We start from the raw sequence: 26,710 nt of genomic DNA, 5'->3' as shown, positions 1-26,710 counted from the left end.
TGTTATTGCCACTTGTCTGCAGGAGTTTTTGTACCATCGCTCAAGAGGGATATATCGCCGTCACTCACTTGTCCGCCAATGGCTGTGCCAGTAATGGTGTAGGTTGGAGGGGTTGCTGCGTTATCAGCTGCTACTGTTACCGTATAATTCTCGGCGACCTCCGAGGGTACGGAGAGGCCAAGTTGTGCTAATGTTCCGTATTGTCTGGTATCCAGTATGTATTGTTCTTCCGCATTGGCAATTTCCAGCATAAATTGCTGCGTTTCAGAGCGATTTACCCGTAGGACATAATTTGTGTAGGAGGGGTAGGCTATGGCGGCTAGAATGCCAACTATAGCTACAACTATCATTAACTCAATTAGAGTGAATCCCCTGTTTCTCATAATAATCCCTAAAGGAGTGAAAATTTACTTCATCGATGCTTTTGCATCCACCGTGATGATGAATAGCAGACAAGCTTTAACTTGAATAGCGTTACTAGAACAGGCGGTATGTATTTTCGGATTTTTGGTATGAATCTGTAAGTGATATTGGATCCGAAACGCCGGTCAGCCTAATTTCTGGGGGGCGGTCGTTCAAAGGGCGTTATAATTTGCCGGCTCTTGGACAGCGAAAAGGTCACATTCTCCTCGCGCCCGCTCAGGGTCCGGGCCGAAGTGGCGCCGCGTTCCTTGAGTTTTTCGATCACCTCGTTGACCGGCAGGCCGGGGGCGGAAGCGCCGGCGGTGAGGCCGACCATCCGGATGCCGTCCAGCCGGGTGGTGTCGATGTCTTCCGCCCGGTCGATCAGGTAGGCGGGGGTGTCGGACTGCAGGCCAGTTCCCGCAGTCGGTTGGAGTTGTTGGGTGAGCCGACCACCAGCACCAGGTCGCACTGCCGGCCTGGCCAGCTCCTTGACCGCGTCCTGGCGGTTATACTGGGTGGACAAAAGGAGACAGCCGACCTAAAACGGTGAAGTGTCGGGTTTTTACGGGTGCGTGAGGAATCAGGCTGCCACCGTCAGTAAGAAACCGGCTTGCTCTCCGACTCTATTGGTCTCTGCTGCTTTTTCCTGCGCTGACCCCTACCTCCCTATATGCTTGGGCAGATCCATGCTGTCGTGGAGAACGCGCAAGACATCAATCACCAGGGGTTCATGGCTACGATATACCAGAAAGTGTCGCCCCTTGCGTCCATGGCGGGCAATATGAAGGAGGCGGATGCCGGAGGAAATATCATCACGAATCTTACTGCCGGGGAGATCCGGGCCGGCCAAGAGCGCTGCTAACGCCAGATGGATCGTTTCCGTGTAGGTATCAGCCTGTGCCGAGCCGAATTGTTCATCCGTCCAAGCCAGAATACTCGCAATATCACGATCAGCCTGTTCTGACAGGCGTAACGACCAATCCACCATTAGGTGCGCTGACGCAAATTGGCCAAATAAGAACTAATATCCTCATTGGAGCCCAGCGTGACGTACCGCCCACTGTCAATATCGTTCACACCCAATGCAACGGCATCCTTCAGTGCCTGCAACCGGATCTGATCTTCCTGATCGCGCTGCTCAAGCAGACGCAAGCCCTCTCGCAAGACTTCACTGGCGTTCTGGTAACGTCCGGAGGCCACCAGCCGTTCCAGCAGCACAGCCTGATGATCGGTCAACACAACGTTTCGGGTAGGCATCTCCACCTCCAATCTCTAATATTGGCAGTTTATGCCAATGTCCATGTGTTGAGCAAGTGAGATCACGCGAGCCCTTAGCTTGTCAAGTAGATGCAGGGTTGTAAGTCGGTAGATCGCCCCTCAGGTCGAAAGATCATGATCTCCAGGTCATCGACATGACGATAGTGCTTATCATTGGCCGTCAGCAGAGGGATACCAATCGACAATGCGGTAGAGGCTATCAACGCATCAGCCATCTGCATGCCATGACTCAATGAGTAACTCTCCACCAGATACATGGCGCGAGCAGAAATGTCGGTATCAATCGACTGGATTTTAGCCCCCCAGAAACGTATTGCCCGCCGCAATGCCAGTAATTCGCTCTTGTTTCTTACACCCTGCACCAGTTCCATGTAGGTGACCGCTGAAATCGTAAATCCATCCGCTCCATCCAGCATGTCCGCGGCATACGCATTGCCCCGGAGATTCCAGATCAGAACGTCCGTATCAACTAACATCATTCAAAGCGCCTGGGCGTTCTCAACTGCCGCGCCTGCTCGTCGACGGATAAATCATCCTTCCGGTCAGACCAGATGCCGAAGGCGGGATTATGTTCACCACGTGCCTCAGCTCCTTCCGCGACAAAAGGCACGAGCTTGGCACGAGGCTTGCCCCGATAGGTTATGATGACCTGCTCGCCCCTGTCTGTAGCTGAAATAAGTTCCCGAGTATGCAGGCGGAGATCCTTTGTGGTCGCTTCCATCGTTTAGCCCTTGGTCTTGGTTACACTAGCAAGTGTAACTTATCGGGGCGTGCAGCTACAAGGCTTGCGCCTCATTAGATATACAGATGAAGGAATAACATTCTCAACCCGCCTCTCACTCGACCAGGTGATTCAGCGGTGCCATTCGGGCATATCGATATTCGTTGTGTTGCTGGGTTAGGCAGGCCGCTGCAACGCTCGCGGCAAAGAAAACGTCACATGCTCTTCCTGCCCGCTCAGGGTCCGGACCGAGGTCGCGCCGCGTTCCTGGAGTTTCTCGATCACCTCGTTGACCAGCAGGTCGGGAGCGGAAGCGCCGGCGGTGAGGCCGACCATGCTGACGCCGTCCAGCCAGGCCGGGTCGATGTCATCGGCCCGGTCGATCAGGTAGGCGGGGGTGTCGGACTGCAGGGCCAGTTCCCGTAGCCGGTTGGAGTTGGAGCTGTTGGGTGAGCCGACCACCAGCACCAGGTCGCACTGCTTGGCCAGCTCCTTGACCGCGTCCTGGCGGTTCTGGGTGGCATAGCAGATGTCGTTCTGTTTTGGTCCCTGGATCCTCGGGAAACGCGCCTTCAGGGCCTCGATCACCTTGGCGGTGTCGTCCATGGAGAGGGTGGTCTGGGTGACGAAGGCGAGGTTGTTGGGGTTCTTGATCCGCAGCTCCGCCACGTCATCGGCGGTGACCACCAGGTAGATGCCGCCCCGGTCACCCTGGGTGCTGTACTGTCCCATGGTGCCCTCCACTTCCGGGTGACCGCGGTGGCCGATCAGGACCACCTCGTGGCCGTTGCGGCTGTGCCGGGCCACCTCGAGGTGCACCTTGGTGACCAGCGGGCAGGTGGCGTCGAACACCTGCAGCTGGCGCCGCTCCGCCTCTTCCCTGACCGCCTGGGCGACGCCGTGGGCGCTGAAGATCACGGTGCTGTCCTCGGGAATCTCGTCCAGCTCATCGACGAAGATGGCGCCGGCGCGTTTCAGGCTGTCCACCACGTAGCGGTTGTGCACCACTTCATGGCGCACGTAGATCGGGGCACCGAAAATCTGCAGGGCCCGTTCCACGATCTCGATGGCGCGGTCGACCCCGGCGCAGAAACCACGGGGATTGGCGAGCAGTATTTCCATGCGGTTGTCCGGCAGGGCCTTTACGGGTGGTTGACGCTGATGATCTCGACGGTAAAGACGATGTCGTGACCGGCCAGCGGATGGTTGAAATCGACCTTTACCTGCGCCTCGTCCAGCTCCTGGACGATACCGGCCAGTTCATCACCGGCGGGTGTGGCGAAGCTGATGACCAGTTCCGGCTCCAGTTCCATCTCCGGCGGGAAGGAGCTGCGCGGCATGAAGTAGGCCTTTGCCTCGTCGCGCGGTCCAAAGGCGTTATCCGCCTCCAGGATCAGCGACTGCTTCTCCCCCGGCTTCAGGCCGTAGAGGGTCTTTTCGAGGTTTTCCGTCAGGTCGCCGCTGCCCAGGGTGAGGGTGACCGGCTCGCCTTCGAAGGTGGTGGTGATCACGGTGCCGTCGCAGAGGGCAATGGCGAAGTGCAGGGTCACTTCGCCGCTATGGGTGATTTCCCTGGGGGTGATTTCCCGGATTTGGTCAGACAAGGTGGTGATTCCGTTTTGGTTGGCGTGTCATTGAGTGCATCGGTCGGTCAGGGTTAGGGTCAGGGTCAGTGGCGCGGCCCTAAACCCCCTTGCGCCAGTATACCTCTTCCCCGCCATTCTGCCTTGCCAGGACGCGGGCGATGACGAACAGCAGGTCCGACAGGCGGTTGAGGTACTTGAGGCTGGTGCGGTTGACCTGTTCATTGTCGTCCCGGGCGAGCTGGGTCAGGCGCCGTTCGCCACGCCGGCAGACCGCCCGGGCGTGGTGGCAGCTGGCCGCCAGCGGGTTGCCGGCGGGGAGGATGAACTCCTGCAATGGCGGGAGCTCCGCGTTCAGTCGGTCCAGGTGCTGTTCGAGATCGGTGACCGACGGGTCGCCCAATACGCTGTAACCGGGCATGGCCAGCTCACCGCCCAGGTCGAACAGGCGATGCTGGATTCCGGTCAGCAGCTGGGCAATCTCCTCCGGCGGGTTTTGGGTAATCAGGATGCCGATCAGGCAGTTCAGCTCGTCAATGGTGCCGATCGCCTCGATACGGGCACTGTCCTTGTCCACCCGGCGGCCATCGCCCAGCCCGGTGGTGCCCTTGTCGCCGGTGCGGGTGTAAATCTTGGAGAGTCTGTAGCCCATAACGCGAGTCTGCCGTGGGAAAAGGCCAGATTATAGCAAGAGAGTGGCGGGGCGTCTTTGGATCGCGGATTCGCTAAATAGGTTGTGTTCGCGACGCGCAGGATTTAAGCTATTGCCAAACCCTGAATATGGTTTATACTATAGTTCGTCCAATAACTCATAATAATGTGATAATGCGATGTTTTTAAAAGAAAACAGCAGTATCGACCATCTCCCTCTCTACGAGGTCAAGGAGTTAAGCGTGGAAGAGGCGCTCCTGGTACTGGCGGCGGAAAAGGAGACTTTGCTGCAGCGGGTGCATGAGACCGCCCTCGTCCAGCCCCGTCGAGCGCTGTGGTTCAGCGCCCCCGGACCCATGCCGGCCGCTGTATAACGCGAAAAAGCGGGAGGCCGCGCTCGGTGCGCTCAGGAGAGCAGTTCCTGGGTGACGAAGAGATAGCCGAGAACGCCGAGCAGGACCGCGATACTGGCGTATTGAAGGATGATACAGATGCCCGGAAGGCTGTTACACGCTTTACTGAAACCACACAACTTGCAATTTTTCAATCGGTATACCTCGTCAACTGCCTAGGCGCCGGGCCCCGTTTTGTGGTGGCATCAGGCTCGCCGTGGCGAAATATCCTCTCATACATTGTGGGGAGAATTACCCGCATAATAACTTATTTATCGATAAGTTATATTTATCAATCCAAGTGTCGGAGTTCATTTCACAACCTGATTAGAAAGAAAGGTCAGCCAAGTTCCGTCATTCCCGCGGAAGCGGGAATCCAGCCGCAACCCGAGGTGCCCGCAAACCCTGGATTCCCGCCTTCGCGGGAATGACGGAGGCAGCGGGAATGACGGGTGCTGATGGTCCGCTCAGACACGCGTAGCTGAAGTTCATTGATAATCAGGTTTCACAAAGCCCGAATAGCTGAGTTTGTAGGGTGGATAAGCCACAGCGCATCCACCGCAGCAATGGTGGATGCGCCTACCGGCTTATCCACCCTACAAAACTGGTTTATATGCGGCATTCTTCCCCCACGGCCGTTGCATAGTCCAATGGTGCCGGGCCTTGGAAAAACACCAACTGCAACTCCGTACTCCCCGAAAGGCTATTATCAGCGGCCTGATGGGGTAGAATTGTCCGCCAACCGCCGCTGAACAGCCGGGCGGAGCAGAACCGAATCGCAGCGAGGAGCAAAAGATGCTGATCGAAGGGCCAATGAATATCACTATTTCCGATCCGGCGGACGGTCAGGGCAAGGTGCTGGTGATCCTGTTTACCCCGGAGTTCCAGGCGCTGACCCTGGACGAGCAGGGGCGACAGTTTCGGGACTATATGCAGCTGCTGTCCCGGCATATCGAGTCGGAGGATGCCGTCGATGAGCGGAACCGGGCCGGCATGGCAATCATCTATCAGTTTGCCGACCAGCTGCTGCCCCATATCGTCAGTGGCGATCTGGCCCTGGAGGAGCGCATCGTGCTGCAGATCCGCCAGGAGTCCCAGGCGGTCGCCCTGACCGACCTGCTGGCCCCGAAACTCAACTGATTGCCATGAACAGCCCGTCACCCCAAATCGGTTTTGTCAGCCTCGGCTGCCCCAAGAATCTGGTCGACTCCGAGCGTATCCTGACCCAGCTCCGGGCCGAGGGGTACGCCATCGCCTACAACTACGAGGGGGCCGATCTGGTGGTGGTCAACACCTGCGGCTTTATCGACGCGGCGGTGGAAGAGTCGTTGGAGACTATCGGCGAGGCGCTGAGCGAGAATGGCCGGGTGATCGTCACCGGCTGTCTCGGGGTCAAGGAGGACGCGGTGCGCGCGGTACACCCGGGTGTGCTGGCGGTGACCGGTCCGCACGCCTACGAGGCGGTGATGGCGGCGGTGCATGCCCACCTGCCAGCGCCCCATGATCCCTACGTCAGCCTGGTTCCGCCCCAGGGGGTCAAGCTGACACCGCGTCACTATGCCTACCTGAAGATCTCCGAGGGCTGCAATCACCGCTGCAGCTTCTGCATCATTCCGCAGTTGCGCGGCGACCTGGTGAGCCGGCCGGTGGGGGAGGTGATCAGCGAGGCGGAGAATCTGGTCACTGCCGGGGTGCGCGAACTGCTGGTGGTGTCACAGGACACCAGCGCCTACGGGGTGGATCTCAAATACCGTAGCGATCTGGTCGGCGGCAAGGTGCTGAAGACGCGGCTGAAGGAGCTGGCGACGGCCCTGGGGGATCTGCCGGCCTGGACCCGCCTGCACTATGTCTACCCCTACCCCAGCGTGGACGACCTGATCCCGCTGATGGCGGAGGGCCTCATCCTGCCCTATCTGGATATGCCGCTGCAGCACGCCAATCGCGCTATCCTCAAGGCCATGCAACGCCCGGCGGCCAGTGAGAAGGTGCTGGAGCGAATCCACCGCTGGCGCCAGATCTGTCCCGACCTGACCCTGCGCAGCACCTTTATCGTCGGGTTCCCTGGGGAGACCGAGGCATCATTCGATGAGCTGCTGGGGTTTCTGCAGGAGGCGCGGTTGGACCGGGTCGGCTGCTTTACCTATTCCCCCGTGGAGGGTGCCACGGCCAACGCCCTGCCGGACCCGGTGCCGGAGTCGCTGAAGCAGGAGCGCCTGGAGCGGTTCATGGCGGTACAGGAGCAGATCAGCCGCGACCGTCTGGCCGAGAAGGTCGGCCGGCAGATGATCGTGCTGGTGGATGGAGTGACCGAGGAGGCGGTGATCGCCCGCAGTTCGGCGGATGCCCCGGAGATCGACGGCAATGTGCTGATCGGCGGGGGCTGGGACCTGGAGCCGGGTGACTTTGTCGAGGTGAAGATCACCGGCTCGGATGCCCACGATCTGTACGCCGAGCCGGTGCTGTAAGTCCGGAGTGGCCACCTGGAAGCGCCGGGTGGCCGAAGCCCGGCAATCAGGCGTTTTTTACCCCCAGCAGCTTGAGGATGCTGGCTAACGGGCAGAACCCGGTGAAGGCCGACTGAAACAGGTTCAACCCGACGAAGGCGGTAAACCAGTGCCAGTGGGTGTTGTGGAAGATCGGGCTCCGTTCCCAGCCGAGTGCCAGGCTGAGCAGGATGAAAAAGCCGGCGAAGGCGAGAATCATACGGTCGATGGTCATGCTATACCTCATACTGTTGGATCGAAGGGCGATCATTACCCTAAAAACTACAGTACATTAGCATATACTAATATTATGTCAATTCAGAAATGGATACGAGGTGCTTGAGCCCATCCGGAGAGCGTCATGCACGGCTGATCGAGCGGTTGCGGCAACCGGCATGCTGGCCTGACGGCGTCGGGCCAGACCGGGTGATCGAGACCCATATCTCCAGCGTGCTGCTGGTGGGTGAACACGCCTACAAGATCAAGAAGCCGCTGGATCTCGGTTTTCTCGACTTCTCCACCCTGGAGCGGCGGCGGCATTTCTGTGCGGAGGAGATCCGCCTCAACGGCCGCCTAGCGCCGGATGTCTACCTCGATGTGATCCCGATCGGCGGCTCGCCGGACGCCCCCCGACCCTTCGACGCGGGCCCGGCCATCGAGTATGCCGTGCGCATGCGCCGCTTCGACTCGGAGGGTCTGCTGTCCGAACACTTGGAACTGGTCTCGCCATCGCGGGTGGATGATCTGGCCGAGCGCCTGGCGGCGTTCCATGCCGGGATCGCGGTGGCGGACGGCTCGGCGCCATTCGGTGGTCCCGAGGTGGTGATCCTTCCCATGCGCGAGAATTTCGCCCAGATTCGTCCGCTGGTCGCTGCCCCCCGGGTATCGCCCCTGCTGGATCGGATCGCCCGCTGGACCGAGGCGCAGGCCGTGCGGCTGCAGCCGCTGTTGCGACAGCGCAAGGCCGACGGGTTTATCCGCGAGTGCCACGGGGATCTGCACCTGGGCAACATCGCCCTGGATGGCGCTGAGCTGTTGATCTTCGACGGCATCGAGTTCAATCCGGCGCTGCGCTGGATCGACGTGATCAGCGAGTTGGCGTTCCTGCTGATGGATCTGGATGAAAAGGGGCTGGACGGGTACGCGCGACGGCTGCTTAACCGCTACCTGGAGCTGAGCGGGGACTATGCCGCGCTGCCGCTGCTGCGCTTCTACCAGGTCTACCGCGCCATGGTGCGGGCCAAGGTGACGGCGATCCGCCTGGCCCAGGCGGACATCACGAGCGATGAACAGGGGCGGCTGGCAGCCTGGTTCAACAGCTACCTGCAGCTGGCTCTGCGCTACACCGCGCCCGCACACCCGGGCCTGATCATCACCCACGGGCTCTCCGGCTCCGGCAAGAGCACCCAGACCCTGGCCTGCGTCGAACAGTTCCCGGCGGTCCGGCTCCGCTCGGATCTGGAGCGCCGTCGGCTGGCGGGTATCGCGGCCGTCGGGTCGAGCGGTTCAGCGCTGGGTGGCGGGATCTACACGGCGGATCTGTCGACGCGCACCTACCAGCGGCTGCGGAAGCTGGCTGGTGTGATCATAGCGGCGGGACTGGTGGCGATAGTGGATGCCACCTTCCTGCGCCGGACGGATCGGCAACACTTCAGGCGGCAGGCCGAGGAGCTGGGCATCCCCTTTCTGATGCTCGACTTTCGGCTACCGGAGGCGCTGCTGCGCCAGCGCATTGAGCAACGCCGACAGCACGGTGGCGACCCCTCGGAGGCGACCCTTGTGGTGCTGGAACGGCAACTCGCCACGGCGGAACCCCTGACGGCGGATGAGCTGAAATCCGTGGTGGCGGTGGAGAGTGACCACTTACCCATGGATGAGATACTGGCACGGCTGAAGTGGCCTGACGCTTCGTAAAGGCACAGGCCGTCTACAGCAGTTCGGTGTCCTCGTGCCGGTAGGGCGGCGCGCAGCAGCAGAGGATCAGCAGTTCGGCCTCCCCGCTGTTGCGGATGGCGTGCGGTGTACCGGGCGGGATCAGGATGCTGTCCCCGGGCTGGACCGGGAACTCCTCCGCGCCCAGGCGCATCACCCCGCTGCCCTGGGTGATGTGGTAGATCTCTTCCGATAACCGGTGCCGGTGCAGGTGAGTGGTCACTCCGGGCGGAACGCCGGCCTCCGCCAGGCTCTGGTTTCTCGCCGCGTGATGGTCCGGGTGCAGCAGCTCGCGAATCCAGGAGCCGTCCTTCGTTTGATAGGGCGGAATACGCTGTTTTGCGCTTTTCAGCATGCCGGCACCCGGCGCGCCGCTTCCCTAATCACCTCGGGGGTGGCGCCGTCCCGGTGGGCGTTCTCACTGATGTGCCGACGCCAGGCCCGAGCCCGTGGCTGGCCCTGGAACAGCCCCAGGATATGCCGACTGATGCGGTTGACCGGCGCCCCCTCGGCATGGACCTGCTCGGCGAACGGCATCAGCCGCTCGATGATCTCATGGCGACTGGGGACCGGGTGGTCGTCGCCGTAGAGCCGGCGATCGGCCTCGGCCAAGATCCAGGGGTTCTGGTAGGCCTCGCGCCCGATCATCACCCCATCCACCTGTTGCAGTTGCGCCGCGGCCTGATCCAGGCCGGCGATGCCGCCGTTGATGATGATCTCCAGGTGGGGGAAGTCGTGCTTGATCCGGTGCACCACGTCATAGCGCAGCGGCGGGATCTCTCGATTCTCTTTCGGGCTGAGGCCGTTCAGCCACGCCTTGCGGGCGTGAATGATGAAGGTCTCGCAGCCGGCCTCGGCCACGGTGGCCACGAAGTCGACCAGCAGCTCATAGCTGTCCAGCTCATCGATGCCGATGCGGTGCTTGACCGTGACCGGCAGGGAGGTGGCGGCGCGCATCGCGGCGACCCCGTCGGCGACCACCCCGGGGGTGGCCATCAGACAGGCGCCGAAGCGGCCCGACTGCACCCGGTCGGAGGGGCAGCCGACGTTCAGGTTGACCTCGTCATAACCCCAATGTTCGGCCAGGCGGGCACAGGCCGCCAGCTCGTGCGGATCGCTGCCGCCCAGTTGCAGTGCCACCGGGTGTTCGGCGGGATCGAAATCGAGATGGCGCGGCTGGTTGCCGTGCAGCAGGGCACCGGTGGTCACCATTTCGGTATAGAGTAGGGCGTGGCGGGTGATCAGACGCAGGAAGTAGCGACAGTAACGGTCGGTCCAGTCCAGCATCGGGGCAATGCAGAGGCGGCGGTCAATCATCGGCGGTGGTCAACGGCTGGTAAAAAACCGGATTGTATCCGGTTGCGCCGGCGATACCAATCCGCGCCGGGCGGTCCCGGTGTGTGACTTTTCGCTACAGTGGGCGGGGGCTGTGCCTGGCTGATTGGTGGATGCGCTGTCGCTTATCCCCCCTACATTCGAGCATCTTGTGGCATTCGTAGGGTGGATAAGCCGGTAGGCGCATCCACCGTTGCCGCGGTATTGAAGTAGACTAGATATCCTGGGCGCCGATCCAGACCGAACCGTCTTCTTCAAATTCCTCGTTTTCGATCAGCTTACGCGCTGCCGCCTGGATGGTCAGTCGGTGTTTGGTGACGGAGCGCATGGGCTCTTCCAGTGACGCCCCGAATCGGTCGCGCAACAAATCCAGCGGAATCCGGCACAACACCCGTTTTTTGTTTACATCCGCGGCGACAGTCGCCACTTTTGTGTGTGCATTCCAACATTCAAGCTTGGGGAACGAGATCACGGTATCTCCTGTTACGGGTGTTTGATGACGGGTCAGTAGCATGTTGACTCCTGATGGCTGATGTCATGTGCTCCGTTAATTGCCGGCAGCGCATGCTGAGAATTGCCCATACCGGGGCGGAAAGACCGCGCATATAAAATCAACGCGCCCGCTCATGGCTCAAAAAAGGCTGGACCTCTTTTTTGGATTTCTTCGCGGCACGCTTCTCTTGCAGTGTCAAAGTCGGTTTTTTCTTTGCTTCCTTGTTGCTGTGTTGGCCCTTGCTCATGGTGATATCTTCCTGGTGGAGTGGCTGTGGCGCCTGATGGATGATAATGCGTGAGCCGGAGGTGTTATCGGCTTCCTTCATCCAGGCAGGAGTGCGGATTGCATGGGGCGGTGGAGCGGGTGTGCCGTTGACCTCCTTGCATCTGCGCATCGGTCATGGCGTATGGACGATACGGAATTTATTGATCAGGCGAGCGGGATGGGATCGCGATTTACGCGATCAGACTTCTCTGCAGCGGACGATGTCAGAAGGTAAATCCTTTACCCGATCATGCCGGCCGACGGACCATTATTCAAAAAAGGGACTGCCCACTTGCTTAATATAGTCCAATTCGCGTCTGATTGTGGGTTTATTTATCACACCAGCCCCGGCTTGATCATCCGGCCGAGGTCGCAGCCGGCAAAGATATGCAGGTGATAATGCGCCACCTCCTGGTGGGCATCGGCGCCGGTATTGGCCAGGATGCGGTAGCCGTCCGCCTGCAGCCCCAGGAGCTCCGTTACCTGCCGGGCGGCACGGTAGAAACCGGCCATGGCCTCGACCGGGGCGGTGCGGGAGAAGTCATCGAACGAGATGTACTCGCCCTTGGGGATCACCAGTACATGCACCGGTGCCTGGGGGGCGATGTCGTGGAAGGCCAGGGCGTATTCGTCTTCGTATACTTTGTTGCACGGGATTTCGCCGCGCAGAATCCGGGCAAAGATGTTGTTGGGATCATAGGACATGGCTGGCCTCCAGGGTCAATGCGGTGGTGCGGAGCGCCTGCTCCGCTATTTGCTGCGCAGTTTAGCCCATCGCTACCCTGGATGCGAAGGCGATGTGGGGCAGGCAGCAATTCTATGTATGGCTTTCAATAGCCGTTTAGTTATCCCAGCGCGGTGAGTAAGGAACCACGAATGGACACAGATTCACACAGACAGGAGATCAGAATCTTGAATCCGTGTTTATCTGTGTGAATCCGTGGTTCACCCGGGTCCCGCCCATTTTGAACTTGTCCGTTGTGCCTTACCTCTCTGGCGTCCACCAACGCACCGGAGGTGATTGCAATCATAGGGCGCCCCGTGGGCACCGACGGCGGGCGCTGATGTTCCGGTCCGATGGGCAATGCCGGGACGGGCGTAGGGGCAACCCCCCGTGGTTGCCCGGATCGACGGGCCGCCCATCGGCCAGGGCAGGCACAGGGGCCTGCCCCTACGACTGGCCATTCAGTATTCCGGCGGCCTACCAGCCACGTTTGGTGCGCACGGTATAGGCGCTCTGCTTGTTGCCGGTATAGACCTGGCGTTTCTGTTCATACCAGTGGGCGATCCAGCCGGGCAGTCGGCCGATGGCGAAGATGACCGTAAACATGTTGGTCGGGATGCCGATGGCGCGCAGGATGATGCCGCTGTAGAAATCCACGTTCGGATAGAGTTTGCGCTCGATGAAATAGCTGTCCTTGAGGGCGATCTCCTCCAGCTTGCGGGCGATGCTCAACAGCGGATCCTTCCGGCCCATCCGCTCCAGCAGCTTTTCGCTTACTTCACGCAGGATGGTGGCGCGCGGGTCGAAGTTTCGATAGACCCGGTGGCCAAAGCCCATCAGCCGCACCGGGCTATCCTTGTCCTTGGCCAGCGCCACATACTCCTCCGTGGTCATGTTGCCGTTATGGATCGCCTCCAGCATCTCGATCACCGCCATGTTGGCGCCGCCGTGCAGCGGTCCCCAGAGGGCGCTGACCCCGGCCGCGCAGGAGGCGAACAGGTTGGCGCCGCTGGAGCCGACCATGCGCACCGTGGAGGTGCTGCAGTTCTGTTCATGATCGGCGTGCAGGATCAGCACCATGTTCAGGGCCGCCAGCACTTCATCGTCGATGCTGTACTGCCGATAGGGCTCGGAGAACATCATGTGCAGGAAGTTGGACACATAGGGCAGCGACGGGTCGGGGTAGTTGTAGGGGAGGCCGAGCGAGCGCCGATAGGCATAGGCGGCCAGGGTGCGCACCTTGCTGATCAGCCGCGCCGCCACCCGCTCCACCTGGGTGGCGTCTTCCAGCTCCAGGAATTCGGGGTGGAAACAGGAGAGGGTGGAGATCATGGCGGAGAGCACGGCCATAGGTGGTGCCGAGCGGGGAAAGCCGGCAAAGTGGTGCTTCATGTCCTCATCCAGGTTGGCATTGTTGGTGAGGCTGGTGCTGAAGCGTTCGTATTGCGCCTTGCTGGGCAGTTCGCCAAAGATCAGCATCAGGGCGACCTCGACAAAGTTGGGGTGGTGCTCCAGTGCATCCAGGGAGATGCCGCGATAGCGGAGGATGCCCTTTTCGCCGTCGATAAAGGTCACTTCGCTCTGGCAACTGCCGGTGTTCCCCAGGCCGGGATCGAAGGTGATCAGGCCGCTCTGGTTGCGCAGGTTGCGGATATCGATGGCGTCATCGCCCTCGGTACCGTAGATCAGCGGCAGCTCGTACTCCGCCCCTTTGTAGATCAGTTTTGCAGTGTCAGACATGGGTAGCTCCCGGGGAATAGGGGTAAATCGGGTTGGCGCCGGCCGCGCTGGAACGCGCTGCCGTCATCGGCCTATGTTGAGGCCACAGCGGGCTGTCAGGAAGCGTTTCACAACAAAACTTTTTCACCGGCGCGACAAAAAAAATTTGTTTCTCAAGCGTCAGGGATTGGTTTAAATCTCTGCGCCGCGGATGCCCGCGGGGCATCATTGACCGGACAGGAGATCGCTGTTGTGAGCAGAAGGGTGCGGAAGGGGTTCGTCGATGAGTTCGATGAGCCGGGGTATCGGTCGTTTCAGCGCAATCGTGACGGCCGGAATCGTGACCGGTTGGCCGAGGAGGAACGGCCGCGCAGCCACAACCGAAACCGTACCCGACCGGCACGGCGCGGTCACGACGACGATTGATGATCACCCGGCAAGGGGGTTCCCCTGCCGGTCATCGTGCTCGCCCGGGGTTTCTTTGGGACTCTGCCGAAAACCTGCCCCCGACCGCGTTGGCCGGGCGCGGGATATGTTCCTTGCCACAGCCGCCCCGGTGCACTCTAATAAACAGCGGGGGCAGTGTTGAACCGGCTCCGGGCGGTGTGACATTCCAGGATAAAGAAAAACCATGACTGATGCCGGCGGGGCGCCCCTAGCCGCAACAGCCAAGAATCGTACTGACCGGGACCGCCTCATGCTGCAATCCATCACCACAGTGCGTTCACTTCTGGTCGGGCAGGGGATCGAGCTGCGCCGCCTCCACCAGGTTAAGATCCTGTCGCGCGATCCCACCACCATCGAGGTGGAGGAGGGCGGCTACGCCGTGCTGTTCCGCTTTGGCGTGGTGGTGCTGTTCAACGTGGCGGCCCTGGCCGAAGCCTCCTTCCTGCAACGGCTGCGCGATTTTGTGATCGAGCCCTACGACAGCCTGACGGTGGAATCCCTGGATATCGAGGTGGTGCCCGATGCCGCCGAACGGCTGGAGGAGGGGCGGCTGATCCTGCCGGAGGCCGATCTTCCGCTGCTCCAGGTGGTGGCGGACATCCTGGCCAAGAGCCTGGTGCTGGATGATTACGAGAAGCGAGCCGCCGGGGCGTTCGATCGTATCGAACCGCTGGCGGAACGCATGCAGTCCGGCGGCCGTCTGCCCCGCCAGGTGAATGAGCTGCTGCGCCACGTAGGCGAGATCCTGCAGATCCAGCACCGCATGGTGGGACGTGCCCAGGTCGGCGAGAAGCCCGATATCCTGTGGGACCATCCGGAGCTGGAGCGGATCTGGAAACGACTGGAGAACGAGTACGAGATCGGCGAGCGGCAGATCGCCCTGGAGCGCAAGCTGGACCTGATCAGCAATACCGCCGAGACCCTGCTCGGGCTGTTGCAGGACCGCCGCACCCTGCGGGTGGAGTGGTATATCGTCATCCTGATCGTGGTGGAAATCGTCCTCACCCTGTATGAGCTGTTTTTCAGGCATGCCGAATGAACCAGGCAACCCCAATCGGCGGTGTGCGGATACGCAAGGCGCTGCCCGAAGACCTGGCCGCCCTGGTGGCGCTGGAGCAGCGCTGTTTCGACAGCGACCGCATCTCGCAACGCCAGTTCCGTTACCTCCTGACCAAGGGCAACGCCTCGATCCTGGTGGCCGAAGCGAACGGCCGGTTGCAGGGCGACGTGGTGCTGCTGTACTCGCGCGCCACCTCGGTGGCCCGGCTCTACTCGATCGCGGTGATCGCCGAGGCGCGCGGCAAGGGGCTCGGGCGCAGCCTGATGAAGGCGGCGGAAAACGCCGCCTGGGAACATCACCGGGCCTATCTGCGGCTGGAGGTGCGCAAGGATAACCGGGACGCGGTGCGCCTCTACGAGTCGCTGGGTTATCGCCGCCTGGGCGAGTTCCCCGACTACTACCAGGACCACATGGATGCCTGGCGCCTGGAGAAATCGCTGGCGCCGGACCTGCATCCGGACCTGGCCCAAGTCCCCTTCTATGAACAGAGCCTGGAATTCACCTGCGGCGCCGCTTCATTGATGATGGCGATGAAGGCGTTGACCCCGCCGCTGGAATTTTCCCGCACCCTGGAGCTGCGTCTGTGGCGCGAGGCGACCACTATCTTCATGACATCGGGGCATGGCGGCTGTGGCCCCTATGGCCTGGCGCTGGCTGCGGTCAAGCGTGGTTACGGGATCGATGTCTACGTCAGCGACGAGGGTACCCATCTGGGCGACTCGGTACGCAGCGAACACAAGCGCGAGGTGATGCGCCTGGTGCAGGAGGATATGTACCAGCAGCTGCAGTCACTGGGGGTGCCGATCAACTGTACCGGGGTCACCGTGGAGACCATCGAGGAGTGTCTGGGGCGTGGCGGTATACCCCTGGTGCTGATCAGCTCCTGGCAGATCTACAAGGCGCGGGTGCCGCACTGGGTGGTGGTGACCGGCTCGGATGAAAATTTCATCTATGTGAACGACCCGTTTGTCGATCGCGAAGAGGGGGAGACCCTGATCGACTCCATACACATGCCCATCCTCAAGGACAAATTTGCCAGCATGGCCCGCTATGGGCGGGTCGGCCTGCAGGCGATGGTGGTGCTCTATCATGACTGACTTGACTTCGGAGCGGTAACGACACATGGCTGAACATCTCATCCTGGTGGAAAGGCGCAGTCACTGGAAGGAGCCGATCGAGGGCTGCCCGGTGGTGACCGCCGCGGAGTACCTGACCGACCCGCTGTGGCAGCAGAAGAAGGGGTTGCGCATTGTCAACCTGTGCCGATCCCAGCGCTATCTCGGCGAGGGCTACTACTGTTCGTTGCTGGCCGAGGCGCGTGGTCACAAGGTGATCCCCTCGGTGCGAACGCTGCGTGACCTGAGCCGCAAGTCGCTTTACTCGCTGGAGACGGAGGACCTGGACAAGCAGGTACAGCGCATCCTGGGACGCCGTCACAGGGGGGTGGAGACCACCTCCTTCAGTGTCACCATGATGTTCGGCAACTCGCCGCTGCGCGATTTCCAGGCCCTGGGGCGCGAGCTGTTCGAGCTGTTCCGTGCGCCGCTGATGCGGGTGGCGTTCGAAAAGAAGGGGGAGTGGCACATTACCGGTATCCGCGCGCTGGGCATCCAGGATCTCAGTGATGAACAGGATGAGGCGTTCGGCGAGGCGCTTACGGGCTACCTCAGCAAGCGCTGGCAGGCACCGCGCCAGCGACGCCAGGGCCGCTACGACCTGGCCATCCTGCACAATCCCCGGGAGGCGATGCCGCCATCCGACCCGAAGGCGCTGAAGAAGTTTGTCCGCGCGGCAAAAAAGTACGGCCTGGACGCGGAGCTGATCTCGCCCCGGGATTTCAGTCGTCTCAGTGAATTCGACGCCCTGTTCATCCGTGAGACCACGGCCATCGACCACCATACCTACCGCTTCGCCCGCAAGGCCGCCTCGGAGGGGCTGGTGGTGATCGACGATCCCGATTCCATCCTGCGCTGTACCAACAAGATCTATCTGGCGGAACTGTTGAAATCCAATCGCATCTCCACCCCCGAGACCGTGGTGGTGCGCGCCGGCGGTCTGGATGAACTGGAGCAGCGGCTGGACTATCCGATCGTGCTCAAGGTGCCGGACGGCTCGTTCTCCCTGGGGGTGTACAAGGTGGAGAACCGGCAGCAGCTGGAGCAGGTCGCGCGGCGCCTGTTCAAGGACTCGGACCTGCTGCTGGGCCAGGCCTACACCTACACCCCGTTCGACTGGCGGGTCGGCATCCTCAATCGCAAGCCGCTCTATGTCTGTCAGTACTTCATGTCCAAGGATCATTGGCAGATCTATGACCATGCGAGCCAGGAGAAGGAGGGGGATTTCCGCACCTTTGCGGTGAGCGAGGCGCCGAAAAAGGTGGTGGCGACCGCGCTCAAGGCGGCCAACCTGGTCGGCAACGGCCTCTACGGCGTGGATCTGAAGGAGACCAGCGAGGGGGTGGTGGTGATCGAGGTGAATGACAACCCGAGCATCGAGGCCGGGGTCGAGGACCAGGTGCTGGGTGATACCCTGTATGACGAGATCATGGCGGAGTTCCTGGCGCGTATCGAGGTGGGCAAGAGTCCGGCTACCGGTGGCCGTGGCTGATCCGTGCCGGGTATCCGCCCTGTTCTGCCCGATTACCCATCTAACTCAGTCGTGCTCATGAAGAATATAAGCCGCGAATAAACGCGAATAAACGCGAATAAACGCGAATAAACGCGAATAAACGCGAATAAACGCGAATAAACGCGAATAAACGCGAATATGGCTACAGTCTCGTGGGGTGGGTTATGGCGCGCACGGTGCAATGTAACCGGCCACCCCCATGCAAGGCGCCTCCTAACCCACCCGCCCATAGCCCTGCTAATGCCCCCGGTCCACCGGGCTCATCTTTCTTAAGAAATGCTTAAGAAATAAAGCTTACTATCAGTGTGTTAATCGGTCTCAGGGCCTGTGGTTCGATTTTGGCGGGACTCATGCTCATGCCGCTTTATCGATTGTGGGGCGGGAAGGGCGTTTGTTTTTTTTAGAATTGTCACCCATACTAACTTTGCTAAAAAGTAGTTATATCTCTCTGTCTTCTGGATTAAGAATAAAAATTCACCTAAATAAGGAATTCGCCATGAACAAACATAGGATTTTTTCACCGTCCATGCTGAAATTTTGTATCTCTGTCGTCGCTGCCGGGGGACTCCTGGTCGGGACCATGGCCACTGCCCTGGCAGACGAGGCGTCCATCGCCCGCGGCGGTCGTCTTTATGACAAGTGGTGGAACGAAAATGGGGCCGAGAAACCGGCCGACACTCATCCGGCCTATCCCGGGAAAAATTACAAGGGTGATGCCACCTGGCGCTGCAAGGAGTGCCACGGCTGGGACATGCAGGGCAAGGACGGTGCCTACAGCAAGGGGAAGCATGCGACCGGCATCAAGGGAGTGAATGGGGCTGCCGGGAAGGATCCGGCAGCTATCGCTGCCATTATTCGTGATGATACCCATCGTTATACCCCTGCCATGCTGACCGATGCCGATGTCGCGGATCTAGCGAACTTTGTTGCCAATGGGCAAATCGACATGACTCAGTATATTGAATATCCCTCGCTCAAATCCAAGGGTGACGCAGCCAAGGGCAAGGTCTACTTCGATACCATCTGCGCCGGTTGCCACGGTATTGATGGCAAGAAGGTTGCCGACGCCGACCCTATCGGCACTGTAGCCGGCAATGGCGTGGAGATGATGATGAAGGTGCTCAATGGACAGCCCAAGGAGCCGATGCCTGCGTTGCGCGCCCTCGACCACCAGATTGTGACCGATATCGTCGCTCACCTGCAGACGCTACCCCGCTGATCGATCCCGGGATCGACGTCCGCCGCGCGGATATTATGCCGTGCGGCGGGGTCCTGTTCTGCCTTGACCAAGGAGAGTTTGAATGACGTCAAATGAAAGCGGGCGATCCGGCCTGGGGCGCATATGGCGTGCGCTCTGGAAGCCCTCGAAGCGCTTCTCCATCGCAGGGTTGGCTATTTTTGGGGCTGTGTTTGGCATCCTCTTGTGGGGTGGTTTCAACTGGGGTATGGAAAAAACCAATACCCTGGAGTTCTGCATCTCTTGCCATGAAATGGAGCAGACCGTCTACCAGGAATATATCCAATCAACACATTATAAAAATCCCTCCGGTGTGCGCGCCATCTGCTCGGATTGCCATGTGCCGAAAGCGTGGGGCGCCAAGGTGTGGCGCAAGATAAAGGCGAGCGGTGAGATCTACCATAAGCTCGTGGGTACCATTGATACCCCGGAAAAATTCGAGGAGCATCGCGCCGAACTCGCCGAGCGGGTGTGGGCGAGTATGCGCGAAACCGGTTCTCGTGAGTGTCGCAACTGCCATGACTTCGACACCATGCAGATAACGGATCAGCGGCCACGGGCCCAGCAACGCCATCCCGAGGCTATTCAGGAAGGCAAAACCTGTATCGACTGCCATCGTGGGCTTACCCATCAATTACCGCCGCGTGATGATTGATCAAGCACCGTTATCGGAATCAAGGAGATTGGTATGAACAGGTGGTTCATTGTCCTGCTGGTGAGTATCACCGGAATCCTGTTTTTTGGGGTGACGACTACCGCTACCGCCCAGGCCGACGCTAATGCGGTAGTCCGGGGCGGCAGACTTTATGATAACTGGTACCGGGAGCTGCATCTGCAGCCGCCCCGGAGTCCGCATCCGCTGCTGGCGAAACGCCCTGATGCCGCCAGTGATATTGCTGAACCCTGGCGCTGCACCTCTTGCCATGGCTGGGACTACCGGGGTATCAACGGGATGCCCGGAATCGAACGCTACCAAGGTGCCGATCCCGAGGTCGTTGTCACTATACTGACCTCGGCCGGACATGCTTATGGGGATATTTTGCGTCCCGAGGAGCTGCTCGCCCTTGGCCACTTCGTCAGTGCCGGTCAGGTGGATATGGCTGCACTGATTCAATCCGGGACGGCCGATACAGCACCGGGTGTGGCCTCCCATGAAGATCGCTTCGCCACCATCTGCGCGGGTTGCCATGGGCATAGCGGCAAGCGGGTACGTGAGGTGCCACCACTGGGGGAGGTGGCGAGGGATCGGCCACGCGAGGCGTTGCACATGATCCTCAATGGCCATCCCGGGGGCAATATGCCACCACTGCGGGTACTGGGTACCACCAATGCTGCCGGCATGCTGGCCTATCTTCGGCAACTCCCCGCCCAGAATCTGGCCGCATCCATTGTTCGGGGCGGCCGCCTCTACGACAACTGGCAGCAGGAGTTGCAGGCGCTACCGCCGCCCGTCCCACACCCTGCCTACCCCACCGATGCCGGCTATGCCGAGGATGCCCCCAGAACCTGGCGCTGCAAGGAGTGCCACGGCTGGGATTACCGTGGACGGGACGGCAGTTATGGCAGTGGCCCGCATGCCACCGGGATAACGGGCATACAAGTGTATGCGGGCTCCAGGCCGGAAGTGATTATCGAACTGCTGCGAAACCCGACTCATCGTTACGGGGCAGTACTGAAGTACGGAGATCTTGTTGACCTGGCCCGTTTCATCAGCATGGGGCAGCTGGATATGGATACGATGATTGAACGCGAAACCCGGCGCGTCCAGGGTGATGCGGCGCGTGCCACGGATTACTTTGGTACGATCTGTGCCACTTGTCATGGTCGCGATGGGCGTGGAATCATGAATACTGTCCCATTGGGACGTCTTGCAAAGGAGAGTCCGTGGGAGGCTTTGCACAAAATCCGCAATGGGCACCCTAATGAACCGATGCCGGCACTGCAGGTGCTTGATGATCAGCTTCTAGTGGATATACTCGCCTATCTGCAGACGCTGCCGGAGGGCCGTTGATATCAGCCAGCCCCTTCCACCTTTTTAGATGGATGATAAAAGGCGGGATAAAACCGATGTAACTCAAGTTTCGGAGTTCATTTCACAAAGCCCGAATCGCTGAATTCGTAGGGTGGATAAGCGTCAGCGCATGCCATCCTCAGGTCCGTAAACGGTACATCCATGTACCACTCCTCACCATGAATCGGATGGCGGTGGATGCGCAAGCTTATCCACCCTACAAGTACTGCGAATTCCGAAACGTGAGTTGTAAAAGGTGACGCCCATAAGCCGGCTCCGGTCAATAGCACGATAAACAATCTGGCGTCTTGCGCCATAAGTTAATCCTCGTGCATAGGGTCGCTTAATGTGCACCCCGATTTTCTACAGTCGATGTCGCCATAAACCGAGGCGCATCAGTCACCCATCAGGTTCACGGCAGTCCCGGATGGACTTTCACAAGCAGTCGCGCCGGGCCTGGGAGAAAATGGAACAGGGGCTGCGGGATGGCAAAACCTGTATCGATTGTCACAAGGGTATCGCGCACAAAAAACCGTGCGAGGACGATTAGCACACTGCCGATGTTGGGTGCGACAGCCACCGTCATGGCCGGCGTGTGAACCCGCATGGCAGTGGCCGCGGCCGGGGTGAACGTATTGATGGGCTTAATCCTCCCAGCGGCCAAAGCCGGGAATCCTGACATCATGTTCATCATACAGCCCTTGTTTGGCGCTCTGGTGACAGCTGTCGCAGTTGCTGAACGATCCGACCTCGGGATTGTCCCGGACCATCGCCGGTTGCAGCTCGCTGTGTTCATAGGTGAAGTAGCGCATTTCGGTGATGCGCAGCGGCAGCGAGCGGTCGCCCTGGGCCGCCATGATCTTGTTCGGCAGGCCATAGTTGGCGCGGCCGGCGGCGTTGTTGAGCAGGAAGTTACGGATGGCATCGCGGTTACTCTCGGTCAACTCCGCATTCTCCCCGAAATGGTCATCCAGGCGGCCCATGATCTGTTCCCAGGAGTTGGCGGGCAGCAGGCCGGGCTGATAGGGAAAATGGCAGCCGCCGCACTCATCGGTATAGAGTTGGGTCGTCTTTGGGTCGATCCCCGGGTTGGTGTTGGTAAACCAGGAGAGCAGCGATTTATGGCGGTTATCACCATCGCTCAACGCCACGCCGGCCGTGGTCAAAAGCGGCACCGCCAGCACGCCGGCGATCAGCCAATATTTTTTTTTCATGTTGTTACCTCTCATGTTGTCTTCCCGGTGCAATCCCTACTTGCCCGGTTGTTGAATAAAAAGGATCAGGTCACCCTTTTCCTGCGCCGTGCACTCCCTGTCGAAGGTCCACTTGCAGTTACGCAGGAACCACTTCTCGATCTTTTCACTGTCCGCCAGGCGTTGTGGAGTAACCGCCGGATTCATCGGCTCGATCACCTTGCCGGTGCGGATATGTTTGCCGGGGAGTGCCAGGTTCTGTCCGTGACAATCGCTGCAGCTCCGTTCGTTGCCACCGGTATCCGGCCGGTTACTGCTGAGCCAGAGCCTTCGGCCGGCCTGTGCATCGAACGGCCCGGCTCCCAGGCTCCGGTAGTCGTTGAGTGACTGTTCCGCCGCCGCGAAGAGCTGGGTGGTAGCCGTCAGCAGTAGCAGGCCGGTAAAAGTTTTAAAGCGCATCGTTGTGTCTCCTGTGTGTATCAGCGCGGCGCCTGCTTGCGCCCATTAATCATCGAGCGGACCAGGTTCTCGCCGTGCTGCAGGCTCGCCACAAGAACCCCGGCCAGGTGCAGCAGCACCAGCAGCAGGGTGACGTTGGCGAAGAACTCGTGGACCTCCTCGGCGGCCTTGCCGATATAGGCTGGCAGGTCGTTCATCACCCCGGCCAGCGGACCGGCCGCTTGCTCGGCGCCATAGGTGACCAGGCCCGAGACGATGGTCAGGATCAGGGCGATCAGCAGGGCGAACACCATGGCGCCGCCGGCCGGATTATGGCCGAGGTAGCGCTCCGCGCGGAAGCGGATCACCTGTTTCAGGTAGGCCAGCACGCTCCCGGGTGGATGGGCGAAGTCGCTGAAGCGGGCATGGCGCGGGCCGACGACTCCCCACACCAGCCGGAACAGGATCAGGCCGATAATCGTATAGCCGGCCAGGGTGTGCAGGGCGATGAAATCGTCCTCGGTGAGGTAGGCGATCATGAAGCTGCCGGCGAGTGTCCAGTGGAAAACGCGGGTCGGCAGATCCCAGACCTTGATCTCGTTGTCGGGAAGTGATGTGTTCATCGGGTCTCTCCATCATTGAGTTGCGGGAAGCCTAACAGCGGAAGCTGAAACCAAACTTAAAACATGAGCTGAAAACGGCGGTGTTATCTTCCGTACTGCGATCCGTCAGTGAGCGGAAATCACCGGTTTCGGCGCTGTTTCTGCGCCACCTCGCGTATCAGCGCGTTCACCATCTCCTGTTCGGATATACGCCCGTCCGTGTCGCTGTCCACGCTTTCGAACGCCCAGATGTCCGGACTGGCCGAGCGTTTGCGCCGGGCCTGCGCGAACGGTTCGAACTCGTCCCTGTCCAGGTAACCGTCCCGGTTGGCGTCATAACCCGAGTAGGTCCCGCCGCCATCGGCGGCGACCGGTTGGATGGATGCCAGCGACAGCGCGATGCTGCCCGCCAGGAGGATGGATTTCAGCAGCTGGGAGTAAGGTTTCAAAATCATGGCAATGCTCCTGTCTGTGGGTCGGTCAGTCATCATGCTCACGGCTTCGGTTCTGCCAGGGTTGCCATCCGCCGTTTTCCGGCTGGCGCAATCCGCTCCTGTAGCCTCCGGATCGCCAGATCCGCTTGGCCTCGTCCTCGTCGCCGCTGCGATGGCACTCGGTGCAGTTCTCGTAGTCCCGGATACCCTCCTCGAAATGCTCCTCGCGGATCTTCGAACGGGAGTGCTCGTGACAGCCGTAGCAGGTGTATTTGGCATAGTCGTCGTTGACGTGGCAGGTGGCGCACTCGGTGTCATGGTGTCGATCGAATCGGAAATACTCTCGATGATCAAAGGTGGCCGGCCGCCAGGCGTCGTTGCTGTGGCACTGAGCACAACCGCCCTTGATCTTCCGGTGCAGGGCGTCTCCGGGGTTGCTGTGGCAACTGTCGCACCGCTCCTGCACCGATGCCCGCAGCAGTTCATGGGAGAATCGGCCGATGGGCCGGAACGGCTGCACCCCCTTGTGTTCGCTGTGGCAAGCCATGCAATCATCTTCGACCAGCTCCTGATGGAAGGCGACGTTCTTCTGCTCCTTGTCGATAGCGATCCCCCGGGTGGTCTTCAGTCCGATCTCCGCGACCTGGTGGCAGGTGATGCACCGCTGTGGGCGGCTACCAATGAAGGGGACATGACAGGCAAAGCAGTCGTTTGTAAGCTCACCGTGGGCTGCGATCGGTTTGCCCGGGCTGATCATCCATTGCGGCGCGAAGATCGCCAGCAGGACTAGGACAAACAGATTCGCCGCGACGATGCGGGTGATCAGTTTTTTGTTCATCGCCATTGCCAGAAAAGGAAGATGCCGAGGATGTGCGTACTTGCCAGCACGGCGAAGGCCAGGGTGATCGGCAGGTGGACCGTGCGCCACTGTTTCATCAGGTCGTAGGTGGTGGCGTCCCAGAACAGCCGCTTCTCAACCTCTGCCTCGGTCAGCCCCTCCTGCAGATACAGCTCTTTTTTCCGCGCCAGGAAGCTGCGCGAGCGATCCAGGAGGTACTTGCCGGTCATGCCGCTGATGATGTTGATCAACATGGCGATCAGGGCGAGCCAGGGCAGAATGGCATACACGTGAATGCCGGCGTGCACCAGGACAAACAGGGCACCCACCCAGGTCAGGGTTTCGTGCAGGACGAGCAGCGTCTTGGGTTTGCCGAAATGGATCTTTTTTCGCTTGCGCAGCGAGTAGAGGAAGGATGACAGGATCAGCAATGTACCGGGTATGCCGAGCCAGCGACCGATCCAGGCCAGTCCGAACAGGTGCAGCAGGGCATCGGCGATGATGGTGGCCAGGATCAGTGAGCCGAACATCAGCAGGAAGGGGAGCACTTCTTTGCGTACCAGGGAGCGTTGCATGGCGATTCTCTAGGCGGCCAGGGTCAGGTCGTTTTTCGGCCGGGTGATACACAGCAGGCAGTGGCCGGGCTCCACCTCGGCGACGGCCGGCTGGTCGTACACCACGTCACCCGATTCAATGGGGGTCTGGCAGCCGCCGCAACTGCCGGCACGACAGCCCGCGTCCACCTCGATACCCTGGGCCTCGGCGAACTCCAGCAGGGAGCCGGCCTGCCGGTCCCAGGCGATCTGCCTGCCGGATCGGCCGAAGGTGACGCTGATCTCCGCGGCGGCCGTCTCTGATTGCCTCTCCGTCGCACCAGGCCGGGCGAGCGTGGCGGGCCCGAAGGATTCGTAGAAGATGTCGCCAATACCCAGTTCTTCCAGGCCGGGCGCCAGGCTCTCCATCATGGCCGGGGGGCCGCACAGGTAGAACTGGTAGTACGCCGGTTTCAGGGTGGCACGCAGCAACGGCACATCCACCCGGCCGCGATGTTGAAAATCGAGCCCCGCGGCTTCACCGTCGGTCGGAGCGCTGTAGCAGCAGTACAGGTGGAAGTTGGCGTGCTGTTCGGCCAGGGATCGGAGGTGATCCCCCATGATCTCCTCGCGGCCGTTGCGTATGCCGTAGAAGAGCCAGATCTCGCGCGGGCTGCCGCTCTCCAGCAGCCGGTTGAGCATGCTCAGCATCGGCGTGATGCCGATGCCGCCGCCGATCAGTACTACCGGCGACTGATCCTGCTCCTGCAGATGGAAATGGCCGGCGGGGGCGCGGACCTCTAGACGCGAGCCCTCCGTCACCCGGTCATGGAAAAAGTTGGAAGCGACCCCCGATGGCAGCGCCGGCTGTCCGGGCGGTGCCGGTACCCGTTTGATCGTGACCCGGTAATAGTCCGGATGGGGGGCGTCGGACAGGGAGTAGCAGCGGATCACGGATCCGTTTCGGCTGCCGGCCGGGTCGTCCACGGGCAGCCGGAAGGTCAGGAACTGGCCCGGCTTGAATGGGGGGAGCGGCCGGCCGTCCACCGGGCGCAGATAGAAGGAGCAGATGGTGCCCTGCGCATCCTCGGTGACACGGCGCTGTACCACAAACTCCCGAAAGCCTTTCCAGGCGGTCGCGTCGGTGGCGGTCGGTACGGCCGTGGCCGCACAAAACCGGGCGCGCCGACGATTCAGCGCGTTCAGGGCGAATAGGCCGACCTGCAGGCCGAGCGCAGCCAGGATGATTAATGCGAGGGTGCCGGTTGTCATCTGTTATCCGTCCATCAGGCGACTGGGTGGTTAA

Annotated in this window: 36 protein-coding genes; 12 read left to right on the top strand and 24 right to left on the bottom strand. The window is 60.5% G+C overall.

Annotated elements, in window-relative coordinates; translation table 11 throughout:
* Window positions 1-2: 2 nt before the first annotated feature.
* The 9 genes from O9K64_RS01965 to O9K64_RS01925 all read right to left on the bottom strand — a co-directional run bounded on the left by O9K64_RS01965 (window position 3) and on the right by O9K64_RS01925 (window position 4,639).
* Window positions 3-251: a type IV pilin protein gene (locus O9K64_RS01965; RefSeq protein WP_420493146.1), complete on the bottom strand. Its 249-nt coding sequence runs from the start codon at window positions 249-251 to the stop codon at window positions 3-5.
* A gap of 302 nt (window positions 252-553) precedes the next feature.
* The gene (locus O9K64_RS01960) at window positions 554-928 is read right to left on the bottom strand and encodes a hypothetical protein (RefSeq protein WP_275096390.1); all 375 of its coding nucleotides are present in this window, start codon (window positions 926-928) and stop codon (window positions 554-556) included.
* 135 nt (window positions 929-1,063) lie between these two features.
* The gene (locus O9K64_RS01955; RefSeq protein ID WP_275096389.1) at window positions 1,064-1,393 is read right to left on the bottom strand and encodes a type II toxin-antitoxin system RelE/ParE family toxin; all 330 of its coding nucleotides are present in this window, start codon (window positions 1,391-1,393) and stop codon (window positions 1,064-1,066) included.
* Window positions 1,393-1,662: a type II toxin-antitoxin system ParD family antitoxin gene (locus O9K64_RS01950; protein WP_275096387.1), complete on the bottom strand. Its 270-nt coding sequence runs from the start codon at window positions 1,660-1,662 to the stop codon at window positions 1,393-1,395. Before O9K64_RS01950 ends, O9K64_RS01955 begins: the two co-directional genes overlap by 1 nt.
* A gap of 74 nt (window positions 1,663-1,736) precedes the next feature.
* Window positions 1,737-2,159 (bottom strand): type II toxin-antitoxin system VapC family toxin, encoded by a 423-nt coding sequence (locus O9K64_RS01945; protein WP_275096464.1) that lies wholly within the window; start codon window positions 2,157-2,159, stop codon window positions 1,737-1,739.
* Complete coding sequence (locus O9K64_RS01940) at window positions 2,159-2,404, bottom strand: type II toxin-antitoxin system Phd/YefM family antitoxin (RefSeq protein ID WP_275096386.1); 246 nt, start codon at window positions 2,402-2,404, stop codon at window positions 2,159-2,161. The genes O9K64_RS01945 and O9K64_RS01940 overlap by 1 nt, the downstream gene beginning before the upstream one ends.
* A 177-nt stretch (window positions 2,405-2,581) precedes the next feature.
* A complete protein-coding gene (gene ispH / locus O9K64_RS01935) occupies window positions 2,582-3,526 on the bottom strand; it encodes a 4-hydroxy-3-methylbut-2-enyl diphosphate reductase (protein WP_275096385.1) in 945 nt (314 codons plus the stop codon).
* Window positions 3,527-3,546: 20 nt separating this feature from the next.
* Entirely contained in the window at window positions 3,547-4,008 is a 462-nt protein-coding gene (locus O9K64_RS01930) for an FKBP-type peptidyl-prolyl cis-trans isomerase (protein ID WP_275096384.1), read from the bottom strand.
* Between the two features lie 79 nt (window positions 4,009-4,087).
* Window positions 4,088-4,639, bottom strand: coding sequence for a cob(I)yrinic acid a,c-diamide adenosyltransferase (locus O9K64_RS01925; protein WP_275096383.1), 552 nt, complete (start codon window positions 4,637-4,639; stop codon window positions 4,088-4,090).
* 178 nt (window positions 4,640-4,817) lie between these two features.
* On the opposite strand from O9K64_RS01925, the gene O9K64_RS01920 reads away from it, so the two are divergent.
* Window positions 4,818-5,012 carry a hypothetical protein gene (locus O9K64_RS01920; RefSeq protein ID WP_275096382.1) on the top strand — a complete coding sequence of 65 codons (195 nt, stop codon included), beginning with the start codon at window positions 4,818-4,820 and terminating at the stop codon, window positions 5,010-5,012.
* A 32-nt stretch (window positions 5,013-5,044) separates the two neighbouring features.
* On the opposite strand, the gene O9K64_RS01915 is transcribed toward O9K64_RS01920, so the two are convergent.
* Complete coding sequence (locus O9K64_RS01915) at window positions 5,045-5,185, bottom strand: hypothetical protein (RefSeq protein WP_275096381.1); 141 nt, start codon at window positions 5,183-5,185, stop codon at window positions 5,045-5,047.
* A 640-nt stretch (window positions 5,186-5,825) separates the two neighbouring features.
* Here O9K64_RS01915 and O9K64_RS01910 point away from each other — a divergent pair.
* Both O9K64_RS01910 and rimO read left to right on the top strand, forming a co-directional pair.
* Complete coding sequence (locus tag O9K64_RS01910; protein WP_275096380.1) at window positions 5,826-6,170, top strand: transcriptional regulator; 345 nt, start codon at window positions 5,826-5,828, stop codon at window positions 6,168-6,170.
* Window positions 6,171-6,175: 5 nt separating this feature from the next.
* Complete coding sequence (gene rimO / locus O9K64_RS01905; RefSeq protein WP_275096379.1) at window positions 6,176-7,495, top strand: 30S ribosomal protein S12 methylthiotransferase RimO; 1,320 nt, start codon at window positions 6,176-6,178, stop codon at window positions 7,493-7,495.
* 46 nt (window positions 7,496-7,541) lie between these two features.
* On the opposite strand, the gene O9K64_RS01900 is transcribed toward rimO, so the two are convergent.
* The gene (locus tag O9K64_RS01900; protein ID WP_275096378.1) at window positions 7,542-7,748 is read right to left on the bottom strand and encodes a YgaP family membrane protein; all 207 of its coding nucleotides are present in this window, start codon (window positions 7,746-7,748) and stop codon (window positions 7,542-7,544) included.
* Window positions 7,749-7,852: 104 nt separating this feature from the next.
* Between O9K64_RS01900 and O9K64_RS01895 the strand changes: the two genes are divergently transcribed.
* Complete coding sequence (locus O9K64_RS01895; protein WP_275096377.1) at window positions 7,853-9,427, top strand: AAA family ATPase; 1,575 nt, start codon at window positions 7,853-7,855, stop codon at window positions 9,425-9,427.
* A 13-nt stretch (window positions 9,428-9,440) separates the two neighbouring features.
* Here O9K64_RS01895 and O9K64_RS01890 read toward each other — a convergent pair whose 3' ends face one another.
* The 6 genes from O9K64_RS01890 to O9K64_RS01865 all read right to left on the bottom strand — a co-directional run bounded on the left by O9K64_RS01890 (window position 9,441) and on the right by O9K64_RS01865 (window position 14,004).
* Window positions 9,441-9,800, bottom strand: a complete 360-nt coding sequence (locus O9K64_RS01890; RefSeq protein ID WP_275096376.1) for a cupin domain-containing protein — start codon at window positions 9,798-9,800, stop codon at window positions 9,441-9,443.
* Window positions 9,794-10,762, bottom strand: a complete 969-nt coding sequence (dusA, locus tag O9K64_RS01885; protein ID WP_275096375.1) for a tRNA dihydrouridine(20/20a) synthase DusA — start codon at window positions 10,760-10,762, stop codon at window positions 9,794-9,796. Before dusA ends, O9K64_RS01890 begins: the two co-directional genes overlap by 7 nt.
* Before the next feature lie 232 nt (window positions 10,763-10,994).
* A complete protein-coding gene (locus O9K64_RS01880) occupies window positions 10,995-11,294 on the bottom strand; it encodes a DUF1488 domain-containing protein (protein WP_260291840.1) in 300 nt (99 codons plus the stop codon).
* 97 nt (window positions 11,295-11,391) lie between these two features.
* Window positions 11,392-11,601, bottom strand: a complete 210-nt coding sequence (locus O9K64_RS01875) for a hypothetical protein (RefSeq protein ID WP_275096467.1) — start codon at window positions 11,599-11,601, stop codon at window positions 11,392-11,394.
* A gap of 275 nt (window positions 11,602-11,876) precedes the next feature.
* Entirely contained in the window at window positions 11,877-12,245 is a 369-nt protein-coding gene (locus O9K64_RS01870) for a histidine triad nucleotide-binding protein (protein WP_275096374.1), read from the bottom strand.
* A 496-nt stretch (window positions 12,246-12,741) separates the two neighbouring features.
* On the bottom strand, window positions 12,742-14,004 hold the full coding sequence (locus O9K64_RS01865; protein WP_275096373.1) for a citrate synthase: 1,263 nt from the start codon (window positions 14,002-14,004) through the stop codon (window positions 12,742-12,744).
* Between the two features lie 231 nt (window positions 14,005-14,235).
* Between O9K64_RS01865 and O9K64_RS01860 the strand changes: the two genes are divergently transcribed.
* The 8 genes from O9K64_RS01860 (at window position 14,236) to O9K64_RS23740 (ending at window position 21,916) form a co-directional block, all read left to right on the top strand.
* On the top strand, window positions 14,236-14,409 hold the full coding sequence (locus O9K64_RS01860) for a hypothetical protein (RefSeq protein WP_275096372.1): 174 nt from the start codon (window positions 14,236-14,238) through the stop codon (window positions 14,407-14,409).
* A gap of 271 nt (window positions 14,410-14,680) precedes the next feature.
* Window positions 14,681-15,469 (top strand): RMD1 family protein, encoded by a 789-nt coding sequence (locus O9K64_RS01855; RefSeq protein WP_275096371.1) that lies wholly within the window; start codon window positions 14,681-14,683, stop codon window positions 15,467-15,469.
* Entirely contained in the window at window positions 15,466-16,587 is a 1,122-nt protein-coding gene (locus tag O9K64_RS01850) for a GNAT family N-acetyltransferase/peptidase C39 family protein (protein ID WP_275096370.1), read from the top strand. Before O9K64_RS01855 ends, O9K64_RS01850 begins: the two co-directional genes overlap by 4 nt.
* Window positions 16,588-16,612: 25 nt before the next feature.
* Window positions 16,613-18,097: a RimK family protein gene (locus O9K64_RS01845; protein WP_275096369.1), complete on the top strand. Its 1,485-nt coding sequence runs from the start codon at window positions 16,613-16,615 to the stop codon at window positions 18,095-18,097.
* A gap of 517 nt (window positions 18,098-18,614) precedes the next feature.
* Window positions 18,615-19,337 (top strand): c-type cytochrome, encoded by a 723-nt coding sequence (locus O9K64_RS01840; RefSeq protein WP_275096368.1) that lies wholly within the window; start codon window positions 18,615-18,617, stop codon window positions 19,335-19,337.
* A gap of 82 nt (window positions 19,338-19,419) precedes the next feature.
* Window positions 19,420-20,010 (top strand): NapC/NirT family cytochrome c, encoded by a 591-nt coding sequence (locus O9K64_RS01835; RefSeq protein ID WP_275096367.1) that lies wholly within the window; start codon window positions 19,420-19,422, stop codon window positions 20,008-20,010.
* Window positions 20,011-20,043: 33 nt separating this feature from the next.
* Window positions 20,044-21,366 (top strand): c-type cytochrome, encoded by a 1,323-nt coding sequence (locus O9K64_RS01830; RefSeq protein WP_275096366.1) that lies wholly within the window; start codon window positions 20,044-20,046, stop codon window positions 21,364-21,366.
* Between the two features lie 346 nt (window positions 21,367-21,712).
* Complete coding sequence (locus O9K64_RS23740; protein WP_420493145.1) at window positions 21,713-21,916, top strand: NapC/NirT family cytochrome c; 204 nt, start codon at window positions 21,713-21,715, stop codon at window positions 21,914-21,916.
* Between the two features lie 94 nt (window positions 21,917-22,010).
* On the opposite strand, the gene O9K64_RS01820 is transcribed toward O9K64_RS23740, so the two are convergent.
* From O9K64_RS01820 to O9K64_RS01790, 7 genes are all read right to left on the bottom strand, one after another.
* Window positions 22,011-22,580, bottom strand: a complete 570-nt coding sequence (locus O9K64_RS01820; RefSeq protein WP_275096364.1) for a cytochrome C — start codon at window positions 22,578-22,580, stop codon at window positions 22,011-22,013.
* Between the two features lie 36 nt (window positions 22,581-22,616).
* The gene (locus O9K64_RS01815) at window positions 22,617-23,018 is read right to left on the bottom strand and encodes a DUF1924 domain-containing protein (protein ID WP_275096363.1); all 402 of its coding nucleotides are present in this window, start codon (window positions 23,016-23,018) and stop codon (window positions 22,617-22,619) included.
* A 20-nt stretch (window positions 23,019-23,038) separates the two neighbouring features.
* Window positions 23,039-23,620 (bottom strand): cytochrome b/b6 domain-containing protein, encoded by a 582-nt coding sequence (locus O9K64_RS01810; protein WP_275096362.1) that lies wholly within the window; start codon window positions 23,618-23,620, stop codon window positions 23,039-23,041.
* Between the two features lie 119 nt (window positions 23,621-23,739).
* Window positions 23,740-24,054, bottom strand: coding sequence for an EF-hand domain-containing protein (locus tag O9K64_RS01805; protein WP_275096361.1), 315 nt, complete (start codon window positions 24,052-24,054; stop codon window positions 23,740-23,742).
* 25 nt (window positions 24,055-24,079) lie between these two features.
* Window positions 24,080-24,871, bottom strand: a complete 792-nt coding sequence (locus O9K64_RS01800; protein ID WP_275096360.1) for a cytochrome c3 family protein — start codon at window positions 24,869-24,871, stop codon at window positions 24,080-24,082.
* Window positions 24,868-25,446, bottom strand: a complete 579-nt coding sequence (locus O9K64_RS01795) for a hypothetical protein (RefSeq protein WP_275096359.1) — start codon at window positions 25,444-25,446, stop codon at window positions 24,868-24,870. The genes O9K64_RS01800 and O9K64_RS01795 overlap by 4 nt, the downstream gene beginning before the upstream one ends.
* A gap of 9 nt (window positions 25,447-25,455) precedes the next feature.
* A complete protein-coding gene (locus O9K64_RS01790; protein ID WP_275096358.1) occupies window positions 25,456-26,676 on the bottom strand; it encodes a 2Fe-2S iron-sulfur cluster-binding protein in 1,221 nt (406 codons plus the stop codon).
* Window positions 26,677-26,710 lie beyond the last annotated feature (34 nt).

The organism is Sedimenticola hydrogenitrophicus (assembly GCF_029017505.1).
In the GTDB taxonomy this organism is placed as follows: domain Bacteria; phylum Pseudomonadota; class Gammaproteobacteria; order Chromatiales; family Chromatiaceae; genus Sedimenticola; species Sedimenticola hydrogenitrophicus_A.
The sequence above is the reverse complement of the archived record's forward strand: the minus strand, read 5'-3'. Positions and strand labels throughout refer to the sequence as shown.